We start from the raw sequence: 13823 nt of genomic DNA, 5'->3' as shown, positions 1-13823 counted from the left end.
CACCTGACCGAGGTGCTGCGCGCCGCCGCCGACCACCCGGGCACGGCCCTGATCGAGATCTACCAGAACTGCAACATCTTCAACGACGGCGCCTTCGACGCACTGAAGGACAAGCAGCGGTCCGAGGAGGCGCTGATCCGGCTGGAGCACGGGCAGCCCATCCGCTTCGGGGCGGACGGGGCGAGAGGCGTCGTCCGCGACCGGCGGACCGGCGACCTGAAGGTGGTGACCGTGACCCCGGAGAACGAGGCGGACGTCCTGGTGCACGACGCCCACTCCGCGTCCCCGACCACGGCCTTCGCGCTGTCCCGGCTGGCCGACCCGGACACCCTGCACCACACCCCGGTCGGCGTGTTCCGCTCGGTGGAACGGCCGGTGTACGACGCCCAGATGGCCGAGCAGCTCGACACGGCGGTCGAGCAGAAGGGCAAGGGTGACCTGGCCGCGCTGCTGGCGGGCGGGGACACCTGGACGGTCGTCGGCTAGCCCGGCCGCCCGCCTGTGATCACGAGGCCCGGGACCGCGCGTCCCGGGCCTCGTCGTACGCCCGGCGGGCACCGAGTACGTCGTCCATGCGCTGCTCGGTCCACGACGCCAGCGCCCGCACCTGCTCCGCCGCCTCGCGGCCCAGCTCGGTCAGGGAGTAGTCGACGCGCGGCGGGATGACGGGCTTGGCATCCCGGTGGACCAGGCCGTCGCGCTCCAGCGTCTGGAGGGTCTGCGTGAGCATCTTCTCGCTGACGCGGCCGATCGCCCGGCGCAGTTCGCTGAAACGGTACGGGCGGTCGAGGAGCTGGATCAGGACCAGCACACCCCAGCGGCTGGTGACGTGCTCCAGGATCAGGCGGTGGGGGCACATGGCCTCGCCGTCGCCCTGCCACTCACTTACCGACATGCACGTACCTTACTTCAAAGTGGGTACTTTCCCACAGTTAGCGCTCCTTCTAAGGTTAGTGACAGACACACCCGAGAAGGAGATCGCAGATCATGAGCATCGTCGTCACCGGAGCCACCGGACACCTCGGCCGGCACGTGGTGGAGCAACTGCTGGAGAAGGTCCCGGCGGAGCGGATCACCGCCGTCGTACGGGACGAGGCGAAGGCCGCCGCCCTCGCGGCCCGCGGCGTGCGGCTGGCCGTCGCCGACTACAACGCGCCCGAGACCTTCGACGGCGTGTTCGCCGCCGGCGACCGGGTGCTGCTGATCTCCGGCAACGAGTTCGACAAGGGCCGGGTGGGCCAGCACACCGTCGTCATCGAGGCGGCCAGGGCGGCCGGCGTGGCGCTGCTCGCCTACACCAGCGCCCCCGGCAGCCTGACGGCCGCGCTGGCGGACGACCACCGGGCGACCGAAGAGGTGCTGCTCACCTCCGGCCTGCCGTACAGCCTGCTGCGCAACGGCTGGTACCACGAGAACTACACGGAGAACCTGGCGCCGGTGCTGGAGCACGGCGCGGTCGTCCAGGCCGCCGGCGAGGGCCGGATCTCCTCGGCCTCCCGCGCCGACTACGCCGCCGCCGCGGTCGCGGTGCTGACCGGCGAGGGCCACGAGAACACCACGTACGAACTGGGCGGGGACGAGGCGTGGAGCTTCGCCGAGTACGCGGCCGAGCTGAGCCGGCAGACCGGCAGGGAGATCGCCTACAACGCGGTGTCGGTGGAGGCCCTCACCGGCATCCTGACCGGCGCCGGGCTGCCCGCGCCGCTGGCCGGGATCCTGGCCGGCGTGGACGCCTCGATCGCGCGGGGCGAGCTGGTCGTCTCCTCCGGCGACCTGTCCCGGCTGATCGGCCGCCCGGCGACCCCGCTGGCGGAGGCCGTCACGGCCGCCCTGAAGGGCTGACGCGCACGCGCGCCCGGCTGTCATGACCGTATGGCAATACGGGCATGACAGCCGGTGGCCTGCGGCGCTACCTTCGTTCTCGTGCGTCCAGGGAGGACGCGCGCGAGAAGGAGGGGCCGTGGCCGGCACGTCCGATGGTGAACACCGAATAGGCCTGCTGAACGGCTTCGCCGCCTACGGGATGTGGGGGCTGGTCCCCCTGTTCTGGCCGCTGCTCAAGGCCGCCGGTGCCGTGGAGATCCTGGCCCACCGCATGGTGTGGTCCCTGGTGTTCGTCGCCGTCGCGCTGCTCTTCGTGCGGCGCTGGGCCTGGGCCGGAGAACTGCTGCGCCAGCCCCGGCGGCTCGGCCTGGTCACCGTGGCCGCCGCCGTCATCACCGTGAACTGGGGCGTCTACATCTGGGCGGTGAACGCGGGGCACGTCGTCGAGGCCTCGCTCGGCTACTTCATCAACCCGCTGGTCACCATCGCGATGGGCGTGCTGCTCCTGAAGGAGCGGCTGCGGCCCGTGCAGTGGGCGGCGGTCGGGATCGGCTTCACCGCCGTCCTCGTGCTGACCGTCGGCTACGGCCGGCCGCCGTGGATCTCCCTCTGTCTCGCCTTCTCCTTCGCCGTCTACGGGCTGGTCAAGAAGAAGGTCGGCCTCGGCGGCGTCGAGTCGCTGACCGCCGAGACCGCGATCCAGTTCCTGCCGGCGCTCGGCTACCTGCTGTGGCTGACCGCGCACGGCGAGGCCAGCTTCGTGAACGACGGCACCGGGCACGCCGCCCTGCTCGCCTCCACCGGCGTCGTCACCGCCCTGCCCCTGGTCTGCTTCGGCGCGGCGGCGATCCGTGTGCCGCTGTCCACGCTGGGCCTGCTGCAGTACCTGGCCCCGCTCTTCCAGTTCCTGCTCGGCATCCTCTACTTCCACGAGGCGATGCCGCCCGAGCGGTGGGCCGGGTTCGCACTGGTCTGGCTGGCGCTGATCCTGCTCACGGGCGACGCCCTGCGCGCCGCGCGCCGGCCGGCCCGGCTCGCCGTGCCGGCGGCCCGCTCGGTCGAGACGCCCACGTCGGCGGGAGCGGACGTCTGAGGGCTGCGCCCGCTCGGCGGACGTTTCGGCCGGAGAGGCCGGAGCCGGCCCCTCCGCCGGTGACTCCGGCTATAAGTGGGACGCATGACCACACAGGCACCCGCCCCGCTGCACTGGAAACTCGTCATCGACGCCGCCGACCCGCACACACAGGCCGACTTCTGGGCCGCCGCGCTGCACTACACGGCCGAGGACAACAGTGCCCTCGTCGAACGGCTGCTGACCGTCGGTGCGCTGTCCGGGGAGGCCACCGTCGAGTACCACGGGCGGCCCGCCTTCCGTGACCTGATCGCCGTACGGCACCCCGACGACCCGTACGACCCGGAGACCGGCACCGGGCTCGGACGGCGGCTGCTGTTCCAGCGGGTGCCGGAGCCCAAGGCGGGGAAGAACCGGCTCCACCTCGACCTCCACGCCGGCCCGGAGCGGCGCGCGGACGAGGTGGCACGCCTTCAGGCGCTGGGCGCGCGGGTGCTGCGGGAGGTGAAGGAACCCGCTGGTCAGTGGGTGCTGATGGCCGACCCGGAGGACAACGAGTTCTGCGTGCAGTAGGCCCGTCTCCCGCGCGCGGGGCCGGTCACGCCCGCGCCGCCGCCTTGGCCGCGCGGTCGGTCAGGCGGACCATGCGGGCGCGGGCGGACTCCAGCGGGCGCGGATCGTCCGCGGCGGGGCCCGGCTCGGCACTCAGGTCCGTCCACAGGTCGATCAGGTCGCGGCCGAGCCGCAGGCCCTCCTCGGGGTCGCGCACCGCGCGCCACGCGGTGGCCGCGCTCTGCACGTTGCCGTAGGCGGCCTCCCCGTCCCGGGCCTGGCGGCGCAGCCGGGCGAGGTCCAGGGACAGCCGGAAGGCGCGGACCGGGTCATCGGCCAGGTAGGCGATGTAGGCGGACAGTTCGCGCAGGTGGAGCACCTCGGCGTGGTCCGGGCCGAACACGGCGGACGCCTCGGCGAGCGTCCGGTCGGCCAGGTCCGCCGCCGCGTCGATACGGCCCGCCCGAACGGCCTCGTTGATACGGCCCATCGGCTCGCTCAGCAGCTCCGCGCCCTCGGCGGTCTCGGTCAGCGGCCCGTCCCCGAGCACCTCCTCGGCGACCGCGTCGAACCCGCGGGCCGGGGTCGGCGTGGTGGTGGTGACGGGAGCGGCCAGGTCCGACGGTACGGCGGTGAGCGGCACCGGCGGTACGGCCGCGGCGGGGGCCGGGGCCTGGGCCGCAGCCGGGGCTGCCGGGAGCCGGACGGCGGGAGCCGGAGCGGCGGGGAGCTGTGTGTTCGTGGCGGGCTCGGTCATCATGGGCGCCGGTCCGAACTGCCCGGTCGGGGCCTGCACGGTGCCCGGCGGTACGGCCGTCGGCCGCTGGTCCGGTACGCCCCCCGGCCGCTGGTCCACACCCGTCAGGCGCACCGGCTTGCCCGTCATCCGGCTGGAGCCGTCCGCCGCGACCTCCAGGGGGACGACCCAGCCCGCGCGGTTGTCGTGGATGGTCGCTCGTACGGGGGTACCGAGGCTGATGGCCAGGCGCTGGAGGTGGTTCAGCACGGCCTGCTGGATCTCCTCGCCCGGCGCCGCCACGACCGGCGTCCCGTCCACCGACGCGGAACCCGCGCCGAACACCCGGACGGGCACCGCCGCCGGGTGCTCCACGAGCTGCGGTGCCCGCTTCTTCTCGAAGCTGAGTCCAGCCATCGGTGTTCCCTCACTCCTCCGGCGTCGCGATCCGGTCGTACGCGTCCTGGCCACCAGTGTGTCGCCTACCCCCTGGCTTCCGCGTCACCGCGACGTCACAGCCTCGCACCAGCCGTACGCTGAACCCCCTGGCGCAATTTGGTTGCACATGCATAAGATGCACACGCCTTAAATGGTTCGACGACACGCACCTGGGGGACCCATGAACCGCCGCTTCCTCTTCGTCCTGGGCAGCGCCCGCCCGGACGGCAACACCGAGCTGCTGGCCCGAGCGGCCGCCGAGCAGTTGCCCGCGGAGACCGAGCAGCAATGGATCCGCCTCGCCGACCACCCGCTGCCCGACTTCGTGGACCGGCGCCACGACAGCGACCACGTACGGCCGCCGGCGGACACGGCCACCGGCCTGCTGCTGGACGCCACCCTCGCGGCCACGGACATCGTGATCGCCTCGCCGCTGTACTGGTACTCGGTCTCCAGCTTCACCAAGCGCTACCTGGACCATTGGTCGGCCTGGCTGCGCACCCCGGACATCGACTTCAAGGCGGCGATGGCCGGCCGCACCCTGTGGGGCATCGCCGCGCTGGCGGACCGCGAGCCGTCCGTCGCCGATCCGTATGCGGGCACCCTCAACAACTCGGCGGCCTACCTGAGGATGCGCTTCGGCGGAGTCCTGCTGGGCAACGGCAGCGGGCCCGGCGACATACGCCAGGACACGGAGGCGCTGACCCGGGCGAAGACGTTCTTCGCCCAGGAGGCGCCGCCGGCACGCTTCCCGCACGAGACCGCGTAGGCGGGGGCTAGGCGCTGATGTCCTTCGCCGTGAACCGCGCCCAGGCCGCCGAGCCGAACACGGCCGCGTACAGGCTCTGGAGGCCGAGGTTCTTCACCAGGTCGTCCCAGTAGACGGGGTCGCGCATCAGGTCGGCGAAGGACAGCCAGTAGTGCGGGAACAGGTAGGGCTGCACGGCGTGCAGCTGGGGTATCTGGTCGACGATCTGCACCGTGATGAGCAGCCCGACCGTGGTCGCCATCGCCGCGATGCCGCTGTTGGTGAGGGTCGACACGAACAGGCCGAGGGCCGCCACACCGACCAGTGAGGCCGCGACGACCAGGGCGATCAGCAGGGCGCGGCCACATCCCTCGGCCAGGCCTATCCGGGTTCCCGAGATCGTCGTCAGCTCGCCCATGGGGAAGAGCAGCGCTCCGGCGAGCAGCGCCGAGACCGTGACGACCAGGGTGGCCAGCAGACAGAAGGCCAGCACGCTCGCGTACTTGGCGAGCAGCAGCCGGGTGCGGCCGGCCGGGGCGACCAGCAGATAGCGCAGGGTGCCCGCGCCCGCCTCCCCGGCGATCGCGTCGCCCGCGACGACACCGACCGCCATCGGCAGGAAGAACGGCAGGGTCGCGGCCAGCGCGGTGAACACCAGGAACAGCCCGTTGTTGGTGATCTGCGTCAGGAACGCCGGCCCCTCGCCGTTCCCGCCGCCGACCGTCCCGCCGCCCCGCGTCTCGATCCGCACCGCGGTGCCGACCAGCACCGGCACCGCGGCCAGCACCCCGAGCAGGGCGAGCGTGCGCCAGCGACGAATGGTGGTGACCAGCTCGCTGCGCAGCAGTCCGAAAGTCCACAGGGGGTTCGGCCGGCGTGCGGCACCCGCCTGCGGCACGTCAGCCCGCGACATCGAAGCCCTCCCCCGTCAGGGCCACGAACGCGTCTTCCAGCGAGGCCCGTTCGAGTGTCAGGCCGCGGACGCGGACGCCCGCGGCGACCAGGGCCGCGGTCACCTCGGCGAGGTCCCGCTCGGGTGGTTCGCCGGTGACCCGGTCCCCGTCGGCGGTGACGTCTCCCACCCCCAGTTCCTTCAGCGTACGGGCCGCCTCGGCCCCGTCCGGGGTCGTCACCACCAGCCGGCCGCGCGCCCCCGCCGCCAGCTCGGCCACCGCGCCCTGGACGACGAGCCGGCCCTGCGCCATGACCGCCGCGTGGGTGCACACCTGCTCGATCTCGTCCAGGAGGTGGGAGGAGAGGAAGACGGTCGTACCGTCGGCGGCCAGCTCCCTGATCAGGGTGCGGATCTCCCGCATGCCCTGGGGGTCGAGGCCGTTGGTGGGCTCGTCCAGGACGAGCAGTCTGCGCGTCTGGAGCAGCGCGGCGGCCAGCCCCAGACGCTGCTTCATACCGAGCGAGTACGCCTTCGCCTTCTTGCCCGCGGCGGCCGCGAGGCCGACCCGGTCCAGTGCCGCGGCGACCCGGGCGCGCCGGGTGCGCGGGTCGGCGGCCGGGTCGGCGGCGTCGTAGCGCAGCAGGTTGTCCCGGCCGGAGAGGAAGCCGTACAGGGCGGGGCCCTCGATGAGCGCGCCGACCTGCGGAAGGACCGTACGGGCCGCCCGGGGCATGGGCCGGCCGAGCACCCGGGCCGTGCCCGCGGTCGGCTCGATGAGGCCCATCAGCATGCGGATCGTGGTGGTCTTGCCCGAGCCGTTCGGGCCGAGGAAGCCGAAGACGCTGCCCGCCGGGACGGTCAGGTCGAGACCGTCCACGGCGAGCTGTCCGCCGCGGTAGCGCTTGGTGAGTCCGCGCGTGTCGATCACGGGTGGTTCGTCCATCGGCTTCCCCCTCGGTTCGTGCTCCCGTGAAGGGTCAACGTGCGGTCACGCTGTGTAGTGCCCGGGAAGGGTCACTTTTCCGCGTCGGCCGCCTTCACCAGAGCGTCCTTGGTCACCGCGCCGGCGTACACCTTGCCGTCGTCGGTGATCAGGGCGTTGACCAGACGGGTGGAGAAGACCGTGCCCTTGCCGAACTTCCCGGAGACCTTCTCGCCGAGCGAGCCCAGGAAGCCGCCGAGGTCGCCGCCGCGGGAGCCGTTGGGCAGGCCGCCCTGGGCGCCGGTGTCGAAGGTGGCGACGGACGTCCAGCCCTTGCCGAGCACCTTCGGGCCGCCCTTGCCCTCCAGGCCGCCGGCGAGGCCCCCGCCGTGCCCCGGGGCGTGCTCGGGCGCCTTGGCCCCGTCATGGTCCTCGGTGACCTTCGCGCCCTTGGGCGGGGTGAAGTCGAAGGTGGAGGCGGCCGGCCTGGCGAAGGAGACCTGGGTGAAGCCGGCGTCCAGCACGGCGGCGCCGCCGCTCTTCGGGGTGAGCGTGAACTTCAGCGGCAGGCCCGTCTTCGCGTCGACGGCGATGCTGATCGCGCCGACCGTGGTGCCGGACTGCCTGGGCTGGATGAGCAGCTTGTAGGCGTCGCGCCCGGCGACGTGCGCGGTGCCGTCGACGGTGACGGACGTGGTGTCGTCCACCGACTTCAGGGCCTCGGCGGCGAAGTCCTCGGGGGTGGCCGGCGGCTCCGCGCGGCGGTCCTTCCCGGAGCCGGCGGCGGTGGAGTGGTGGACCTGGTTGCTCTTGCTGTCGTAGCCCCAGACGTCCTTGCCGTCGTGGATCAGGCTGTACTCGGCGCCGCTCTCCAGGAGGGACAGTTTCTGCCGGTCGGGGCCGTCGGCGGCGACGCGCAGGGTGTGCGTGCCGGTGACCAGTTCGGTGAGCTTGGCCTGCGGGTCGGCGGAGTCGTCGCCGGAGCCGCCCCGGCCCGCGCCGGAGAGCAGGCCCTTCTCCAGGCCGCCGAGGTCGGGCAGACCGAGGTCGGTGCTGATCTTCACGGTGCCGGACAGCTGCTGCACGTCCGACTTGGCGATCTTGTTGAGGAGCTGCTGTGCGCTGATCCTCGGCAGGTCGGGGTCGCCGGAGTCGGCGAGCGCCGGGACCAGCCCGATCGTGGCCGCCGCCACTCCCACCACCGCGACCGGGACGGCGTACCGGGCGGCCTTGCGCCGGCCGGAGCGGGGGTCCTCGTCCCGCGCGGCGCCCACTGCGTCGTCGGATTCGTACGGTGCCATGTGTGCCTTACCTCCGTCGTCGGCGGCGGCTGCCCTCACGCTGGTCCACTGGTCCGCTGGTCCACCTGAGCCGCCATTCTCACCCGAATCGGTGAGGAGTGGTGATTTCCGTGGTTTCCATCTGACCAAATCGGCCGTGAGGAAGCGTCAGCCCTCGGAGCCAACTCCGTGTACGCCTGCGGTATGACACGCGACGGCGGTATCTCCACCCGACCCGTAGGGGTCGGGCGGGCGCCGCCGTCGGTAAGCGGTCCGGCCGGGTCAGCCGGCGCGGTGCACCACCGCGTCGCACAGCTCCAGCAGCGCCGCCTTGGCGTCGCACTCGCGCAGCGGGGCGAGCGCGGCCCGCGCCTCCTCCGCGTACCGCACGGTGTCCCGGCGGGCCTGCTCCAGCGCGGGGTGCGCGCGCAGCGCGGCCAGCGCCTCGGCGAGCCGGGCGTCGTCGCCGAGGTCGGAGTCGAGCAGCTCGCACAGCGCGGTGTCCTCGGGCATGCCCAGCCGGGCGGCGCGCTCACGCAGCCGGAGCACCGGCAGGGTGGGGATGCCCTCGCGCAGGTCGGTGCCCGGGGTCTTGCCGGACTCGTGCGAGTCGGAGGCGATGTCCAGGACGTCGTCGGCGAGCTGGAAGGCCACCCCGAGCCGTTCGCCGTACTGGGTGAGCACGTCGACGACCGTCTCGTCGGCGCCCGACATCATCGCGCCGAACCGGCACGACACGGCCACCAGGGAGCCCGTCTTGCCGCCGAGCACGTCCAGGTAGTGCTCGACCGGGTCTCGTCCGTCCGAGGGACCTGCGGTCTCCAGGATCTGGCCGGTGACGAGCCGCTCGAACGCCAGGGCCTGCACCCGGACCGCCTCGGGGCCGAGGTCGGCGAGGATCTGGGAGGCGCGCGCGAACAGGAAGTCGCCGGTGAGGACCGCGACGGAGTTGCCCCAGCGGGTGTTGGCGCTGTCCACGCCCCGCCGCACGGCCGCCTCGTCCATGACGTCGTCGTGGTAGAGCGTGGCCAGGTGGGTCAGCTCCACGACCACGGCCGACGGCACGACGCCGGGCGCGTACGGGTCGCCGAACTGGGCCGCGAGCATCACGAGGAGTGGCCGGAAACGCTTCCCTCCGGCGCGTACGAGGTGCTGCGCGGCCTCCGTGATGAACGGGACCTCGCTCTTGGTGGCTTCGAGCAAGCCTTCCTCGACAGCCGCCAATCCGGCCTGGACATCGGCTTCCAGAGCCTGGTCCCGCACGCTCAGCCCGAACGGCCCGACGACGGTCACGAGGGGTCTCCTGTCTGCTGGTGTCTGCTGGCGATTACACGGTTTGTCGATAGGTCGCTGCCATCACTCAAGTCAGCGTATCCGGTCCCTGTTCGATCACCGCTAGCGCCCACCGGTCCAGCCCGGGCGGTACCCCGTCACGACCGGCATAACGGTGATCACATGATCAGACCGGACATTCGCCCCTTTAAGAGTAATCCGAACATTCCACCGCAACCTCCCCATGCCTTTTTCGCCACCCCTTATCGCGCCGGCCACTACGGCAACGACGCGCGCCGCATCCCGGGTTCCGCCATCACCCGACTTCCTCCCTTAATCCCCCTAATCCCCCATGTCCGATTTGAAGCATTTTGCTATTTCGTGAGTTGGGTCACGCTCCCCGTCTACCCGACCCACCCTCAGAAACCCCTGGGAGCCCTTGTCCTGTCGGCGAGTTGAGTATTGGCAACCGCAAAGGATCAAGCACCCCATACACCGTCGATCAAGGTCAAATCACATGTTGTGTGAATCCGGCACTTGTTCCCGACATGTGCTCTCGCATACGTTCCGGGCCGTCGGGCGGACGCCTAATCCTGCCGCCGCCCGCATAACCCATCGACGAACTCATTCGTACGGCAGGAGCGGGGGACCCAGGTAAGCCGCCGGGCCGGACGGCACACGCCGCACCGGTACGGCTCGGGGTGAAGCCGTGCCTCTTCCAGGGCACGGCCGGGCACCTCCCCGCCCGAACCCGACAGCTCACCTCGCAGGCGACGGAGAGGAACACCCCCATGCCTGCTGCCGCTCAGCCCCGCCGCACCCGCCTCGTCCGCGCCCTCGCCGCCGCCGGCACCGGAGTCGCCGTCCTCGCCCTGCCGCTCATCGGCGCGACCAGCGCCTCCGCGGCCACCGGCACCACCGCGACGGCCGCCACCACCACCGCTGGATACGCGAACAACCTGGACGGCTGGATCCGCGAGTCGCTCGCGATCATGGCCGAGAAGCACATCCCGGGCACCTACAACGGCATCTACCGCAACATCATCCGCGAGTCCTCGGGCAACCCGAACGCCATCAACCTCTGGGACTCCAACGCCGCCAAGGGCATCCCGTCCAAGGGCCTGCTCCAGGTGATCGACCCGACGTTCAACGCGTACCACGTCGCCGGAACGTCGTTCAACATCTACGACCCGGTCGCGAACATCACCGCCGCCTGCAACTACGCGGCCGCGCGGTACGGCTCCATCGACAACGTCTTCGGCGCCTACTGACGGCCCCGGGCCGCGCCCGGCGCCACCGGTGTCCCGGTCAGCCGGCCGGGAAGAGTCCTTCGAGGACGACGGCGACGCCGTCGTCCTCGTTCGACAAGGTGATCTCGTCGGCCACCGCCTTCAGCTCGGGGTGCGCGCCGGCCATGGCGACACCGCGCGCGGCCCAGTCGAACATCGGGATGTCGTTGGGCATGTCACCGAAGGCGAGGGCCCGGTCGGCGCCGACCCCCAGCCTCTCGGCGGCCAGTGCCAGCCCGGTCGCCTTCGTCACCCCGCTCGGCTGGAGCTCCACGGTGCCCGGCCCGGACATGGTGACCGTCGCCAGCGAGCCCACCGCCGCGCGCGCCACCGCCGCCAACTCGTCGTCCGACAGGGATGCGTGCCGCAGCAGCACCTTGCTGATGGGCTTCGCCCACAGGTCGTCGCGCCGGCCGACACGCACCGCGGGCAGCGTCGGGTGGGGCATCCGGTAACCGGGCTCGATCAGCGTGAGCCCGTCGACGCCGTCCTGGTCGACCGCCGCGTAGACCTGCCCCACCTCCGCCTCGATCTTGCCGAGCGCGGTCTCGGCCAGCTCCCGGTCCAGCCGGACCGACCACAGCAGACGGCCGGTACCGGCGTCGTAGACCTGCGCCCCCTGTCCGCACACCGCGAGCCCCGCGCAGCCGAGGTCCGCGAGCAGCGCCCTCACCCGCGGGGCCGGGCGGCCCGTCACCACCAGGTGCCGGGCACCGGCCCGCGCCACCCGCGCCAGCGCGGCGAGCGACCGGTCGGAGACGGTGTCGTCGTCGCGCAGCAGCGTCCCGTCCAGGTCGGTGGCGATCAGTGCATATGCCGGGGTGGGTGCCATGATCAGAGAATACGGACACCGCGCGCCGCAGACTCACCTGTCAATCCACGCACTTACGTGCCACTGCGCCCCAACTCGCGTGCGCGGGTGCCCCGATGGACGGTTCCGCTGCGGCTCGCCGGCTCAACCACGCGCTACGGCGGGCTGCTTGACCAGTCGCGGCGGATCCCCGTACCGCCGCGCCCGGCGATCAGTACCACCGCGCCGGCGATCGGTCCCGGCACCTCGCGGTCGGCCCGCAGGGCACGCTGACGGCGCTTGCGGCAACGGGCCGCCCCGGACACCTCGCGAGCAACCTGCCGGGCACCGCCTGAGGCACTGCCCAAGACACGCGAGTGGGCCGTAACGTGTGGCCCGACCACATGGAACGCAGTGCCATGCATGGCCCGGATGAGAGTGAGGCAGCACCCCATGCCCCCCTTCGACGTCCCCGAGGGCGACCCCTTCGGTCCGCACAACCTCCCCTACGGCGTGTTCTCGCCCGCCGGCAGCACGGAGCGGAGGATCGGCGTCCGCCTCGGGAACCACGTCCTCGACGCGGGAGCCGCGGCCGCCGCGCTCGGCTCGCCCCACCAGGCGGTGCTCGCCCGGCCCACCCTCAACCCGCTGCTGGCCGCCGGCCGCGCCACCTGGTCGCGGGTGCGCAGTGACGTCACCTCCTGGGTCACGGACCCGGCCCACCGCGAGGCCGTCGAGCCGCTCTTCCACCCCCTGTCCGAGGTGACCCTGCACCTGCCCTTCGAGGTCGCGGACTACGTCGACTTCTACGCCTCGGAGAACCACGCCCGCAACGTCGGCCAGATCTTCCGCCCGGACGCCGAGGACTCCCTCACCCCCAACTGGAAGCACCTGCCGATCGGTTACCACGGCCGCTCCGGCACGGTGGTCGTCTCGGGCACGGACGTCGTACGGCCGTCCGGGCAGCGCAAGGGTCCGGGCGACCCCGCGCCCGTATTCGGCCCGTCGGTCCGGCTGGACATCGAGGCCGAGGTCGGCTTCGTCGTGGGCGTGCCGTCCCGGCTGGGCAGCCCGGTCGCGCTCGGCGACTTCCGGGAGCACGTCTTCGGGCTGTGCCTGCTGAACGACTGGTCCGCGCGGGACATCCAGGCCTGGGAGTACGTCCCGCTCGGCCCGTTCCTCGGCAAGTCCTTCGCGACCTCGGTGTCGGCGTGGATCACCCCGCTGGAAGCGCTGGAGCACGCGCGCGTGGCACCCCCCGAGCGCACCCACCCCCTCCTGCCCTACCTGGACGACTCGGCGCCCGACACGGAACCCGACGGCTACGACCTGCGCATCTCCGTCGCGATCAACGGCCATGTGGTCTCCGAGCCTCCGTTCTCCACCATGTACTGGACCGCCGCCCAGCAGCTCGCCCACATGACGGTGAACGGCGCCTCCCTGCGCACGGGCGACCTGTACGGCTCGGGCACGGTCAGCGGCCCCTCCGAGGACCAGCGCGGCTCCCTGCTGGAGCTGACCTGGAACGGCCGAGACGCCCTCGAACTCCCCGACGGCAAGCGGACCTTCCTGGAGGACGGTGACGTGGTGACGCTGTCGGCGTGGGCCCCCGGCGCGGACGGGCGCCGGGTCGGGCTGGGCGAGGTGAGCGGACGGGTCGTGGCGGGGTGACCCGCGGTCCGGCGGCGACGGATCCGCCGGACGGCTCACAAGCCGGAGGCGGCCTCCTTGGGCCGCCGCACCCGGCGCGGCACGGTCACGCGCGTGGCGGCACCCAGCCGGCGGAGGAGAAGCCAGGGTCTCCGCCGGTTCACCCACGCGCGCGTGCCGCGGTGCCGGGTGCCGGGTGCCGGGTGCCGGGTGCCGGGTGCCGGGTGCCGGGTGCCGCGGGATCGTCGCCGACACCTGACTCGGGGCGCCGGTCTTCGTCATACTGACGGGGACACGCACCACGCGCGAGCCGCCGTCGCGTGACGTGTCCCGGCACCACCGACACCGCACACCT

General features: G+C 72.3%; 13 protein-coding genes, 1 pseudogene and 1 riboswitch. Of the genes and pseudogenes, 7 read left to right on the top strand and 7 right to left on the bottom strand.

Annotated features, from left to right (window positions below; all coding sequences use genetic code 11):
• Positions 1-486 (top strand): annotated as a pseudogene (locus IG05_RS0130340) (2-oxoacid:ferredoxin oxidoreductase subunit beta); the annotation flags it as partial.
• 19 nt (positions 487-505) lie between these two features.
• Here the strand turns inward: IG05_RS0130340 and IG05_RS0130335 are convergent.
• Positions 506-895, bottom strand: coding sequence for a winged helix-turn-helix transcriptional regulator (locus tag IG05_RS0130335; RefSeq protein ID WP_030347232.1), 390 nt, complete (start codon positions 893-895; stop codon positions 506-508).
• Between the two features lie 92 nt (positions 896-987).
• Here IG05_RS0130335 and IG05_RS0130330 point away from each other — a divergent pair, with 92 nt between their 5' ends.
• The 3 genes from IG05_RS0130330 (at position 988) to IG05_RS0130320 (ending at position 3469) form a co-directional block, all read left to right on the top strand.
• Positions 988-1842 carry an SDR family oxidoreductase gene (locus IG05_RS0130330; RefSeq protein WP_030347231.1) on the top strand — a complete coding sequence of 285 codons (855 nt, stop codon included), beginning with the start codon at positions 988-990 and terminating at the stop codon, positions 1840-1842.
• A 118-nt stretch (positions 1843-1960) separates the two neighbouring features.
• Positions 1961-2917, top strand: a complete 957-nt coding sequence (gene rarD, locus IG05_RS0130325) for an EamA family transporter RarD (RefSeq protein WP_030347230.1) — start codon at positions 1961-1963, stop codon at positions 2915-2917.
• Between the two features lie 84 nt (positions 2918-3001).
• A complete protein-coding gene (locus tag IG05_RS0130320; RefSeq protein WP_030347229.1) occupies positions 3002-3469 on the top strand; it encodes a VOC family protein in 468 nt (155 codons plus the stop codon).
• 25 nt (positions 3470-3494) lie between these two features.
• Here IG05_RS0130320 and IG05_RS0130315 read toward each other — a convergent pair whose 3' ends face one another.
• On the bottom strand, positions 3495-4601 hold the full coding sequence (locus tag IG05_RS0130315; protein ID WP_234336084.1) for a hypothetical protein: 1107 nt from the start codon (positions 4599-4601) through the stop codon (positions 3495-3497).
• 202 nt (positions 4602-4803) lie between these two features.
• On the opposite strand from IG05_RS0130315, the gene IG05_RS0130310 reads away from it, so the two are divergent.
• Positions 4804-5391: a flavodoxin family protein gene (locus IG05_RS0130310; protein WP_030347227.1), complete on the top strand. Its 588-nt coding sequence runs from the start codon at positions 4804-4806 to the stop codon at positions 5389-5391.
• Positions 5392-5398: 7 nt separating this feature from the next.
• On the opposite strand, the gene IG05_RS0130305 is transcribed toward IG05_RS0130310, so the two are convergent.
• The 4 genes from IG05_RS0130305 to IG05_RS0130290 all read right to left on the bottom strand — a co-directional run bounded on the left by IG05_RS0130305 (position 5399) and on the right by IG05_RS0130290 (position 9760).
• Positions 5399-6283, bottom strand: coding sequence for an ABC transporter permease (locus IG05_RS0130305; RefSeq protein WP_030347226.1), 885 nt, complete (start codon positions 6281-6283; stop codon positions 5399-5401).
• Positions 6270-7208, bottom strand: a complete 939-nt coding sequence (locus tag IG05_RS0130300) for an ABC transporter ATP-binding protein (protein WP_030347225.1) — start codon at positions 7206-7208, stop codon at positions 6270-6272. The genes IG05_RS0130305 and IG05_RS0130300 overlap by 14 nt, the downstream gene beginning before the upstream one ends.
• A gap of 71 nt (positions 7209-7279) precedes the next feature.
• A complete protein-coding gene (locus IG05_RS0130295; RefSeq protein ID WP_030347224.1) occupies positions 7280-8488 on the bottom strand; it encodes a LolA family protein in 1209 nt (402 codons plus the stop codon).
• A gap of 261 nt (positions 8489-8749) precedes the next feature.
• On the bottom strand, positions 8750-9760 hold the full coding sequence (locus IG05_RS0130290; RefSeq protein ID WP_030347223.1) for a polyprenyl synthetase family protein: 1011 nt from the start codon (positions 9758-9760) through the stop codon (positions 8750-8752).
• 585 nt (positions 9761-10345) lie between these two features.
• A riboswitch (cyclic di-AMP (ydaO/yuaA leader) is annotated at positions 10346-10525 on the top strand.
• 5 nt (positions 10526-10530) lie between these two features.
• Between IG05_RS0130290 and IG05_RS0130285 the strand changes: the two genes are divergently transcribed.
• On the top strand, positions 10531-11010 hold the full coding sequence (locus IG05_RS0130285) for a transglycosylase SLT domain-containing protein (protein WP_030347222.1): 480 nt from the start codon (positions 10531-10533) through the stop codon (positions 11008-11010).
• Between the two features lie 37 nt (positions 11011-11047).
• Here IG05_RS0130285 and IG05_RS0130280 read toward each other — a convergent pair whose 3' ends face one another.
• Positions 11048-11860 (bottom strand): HAD family hydrolase, encoded by an 813-nt coding sequence (locus IG05_RS0130280; protein WP_030347221.1) that lies wholly within the window; start codon positions 11858-11860, stop codon positions 11048-11050.
• A gap of 411 nt (positions 11861-12271) precedes the next feature.
• Here IG05_RS0130280 and fahA point away from each other — a divergent pair, with 411 nt between their 5' ends.
• The gene (gene fahA / locus IG05_RS0130275; protein WP_030347220.1) at positions 12272-13489 is read left to right on the top strand and encodes a fumarylacetoacetase; all 1218 of its coding nucleotides are present in this window, start codon (positions 12272-12274) and stop codon (positions 13487-13489) included.
• Positions 13490-13823: the final 334 nt, after the last annotated feature.

Origin of the sequence: Streptomyces sp. NRRL S-1022 (assembly GCF_000720135.1) — a bacterium.
In the GTDB taxonomy this organism is placed as follows: Bacteria; Actinomycetota; Actinomycetes; order Streptomycetales; family Streptomycetaceae; genus Streptomyces.
This window is presented reverse-complemented; position numbering and strand designations above follow the sequence as displayed.

What these genes read in the sequence shown, in the direction of transcription:
- IG05_RS0130335 (WP_030347232.1), bottom strand. Translation starts at nt 895, where the DNA reads ATGTCGGTAAGTGAGTGGCAGGGCGACGGCGAGGCCATGTGCCCCCAC.
- IG05_RS0130330 (WP_030347231.1), top strand. Translation starts at nt 988, where the DNA reads ATGAGCATCGTCGTCACCGGAGCCACCGGACACCTCGGCCGGCACGTG.
- IG05_RS0130320 (WP_030347229.1), top strand. Translation starts at nt 3,002, where the DNA reads ATGACCACACAGGCACCCGCCCCGCTGCACTGGAAACTCGTCATCGAC.
- IG05_RS0130315 (WP_234336084.1), bottom strand. Translation starts at nt 4,601, where the DNA reads ATGGCTGGACTCAGCTTCGAGAAGAAGCGGGCACCGCAGCTCGTGGAG.
- IG05_RS0130310 (WP_030347227.1), top strand. Translation starts at nt 4,804, where the DNA reads ATGAACCGCCGCTTCCTCTTCGTCCTGGGCAGCGCCCGCCCGGACGGC.
- IG05_RS0130305 (WP_030347226.1), bottom strand. Translation starts at nt 6,283, where the DNA reads ATGTCGCGGGCTGACGTGCCGCAGGCGGGTGCCGCACGCCGGCCGAAC.
- IG05_RS0130300 (WP_030347225.1), bottom strand. Translation starts at nt 7,208, where the DNA reads ATGGACGAACCACCCGTGATCGACACGCGCGGACTCACCAAGCGCTAC.
- IG05_RS0130295 (WP_030347224.1), bottom strand. Translation starts at nt 8,488, where the DNA reads ATGGCACCGTACGAATCCGACGACGCAGTGGGCGCCGCGCGGGACGAG.
- IG05_RS0130285 (WP_030347222.1), top strand. Translation starts at nt 10,531, where the DNA reads ATGCCTGCTGCCGCTCAGCCCCGCCGCACCCGCCTCGTCCGCGCCCTC.
- IG05_RS0130280 (WP_030347221.1), bottom strand. Translation starts at nt 11,860, where the DNA reads ATGGCACCCACCCCGGCATATGCACTGATCGCCACCGACCTGGACGGG.
- fahA (WP_030347220.1), top strand. Translation starts at nt 12,272, where the DNA reads ATGCCCCCCTTCGACGTCCCCGAGGGCGACCCCTTCGGTCCGCACAAC.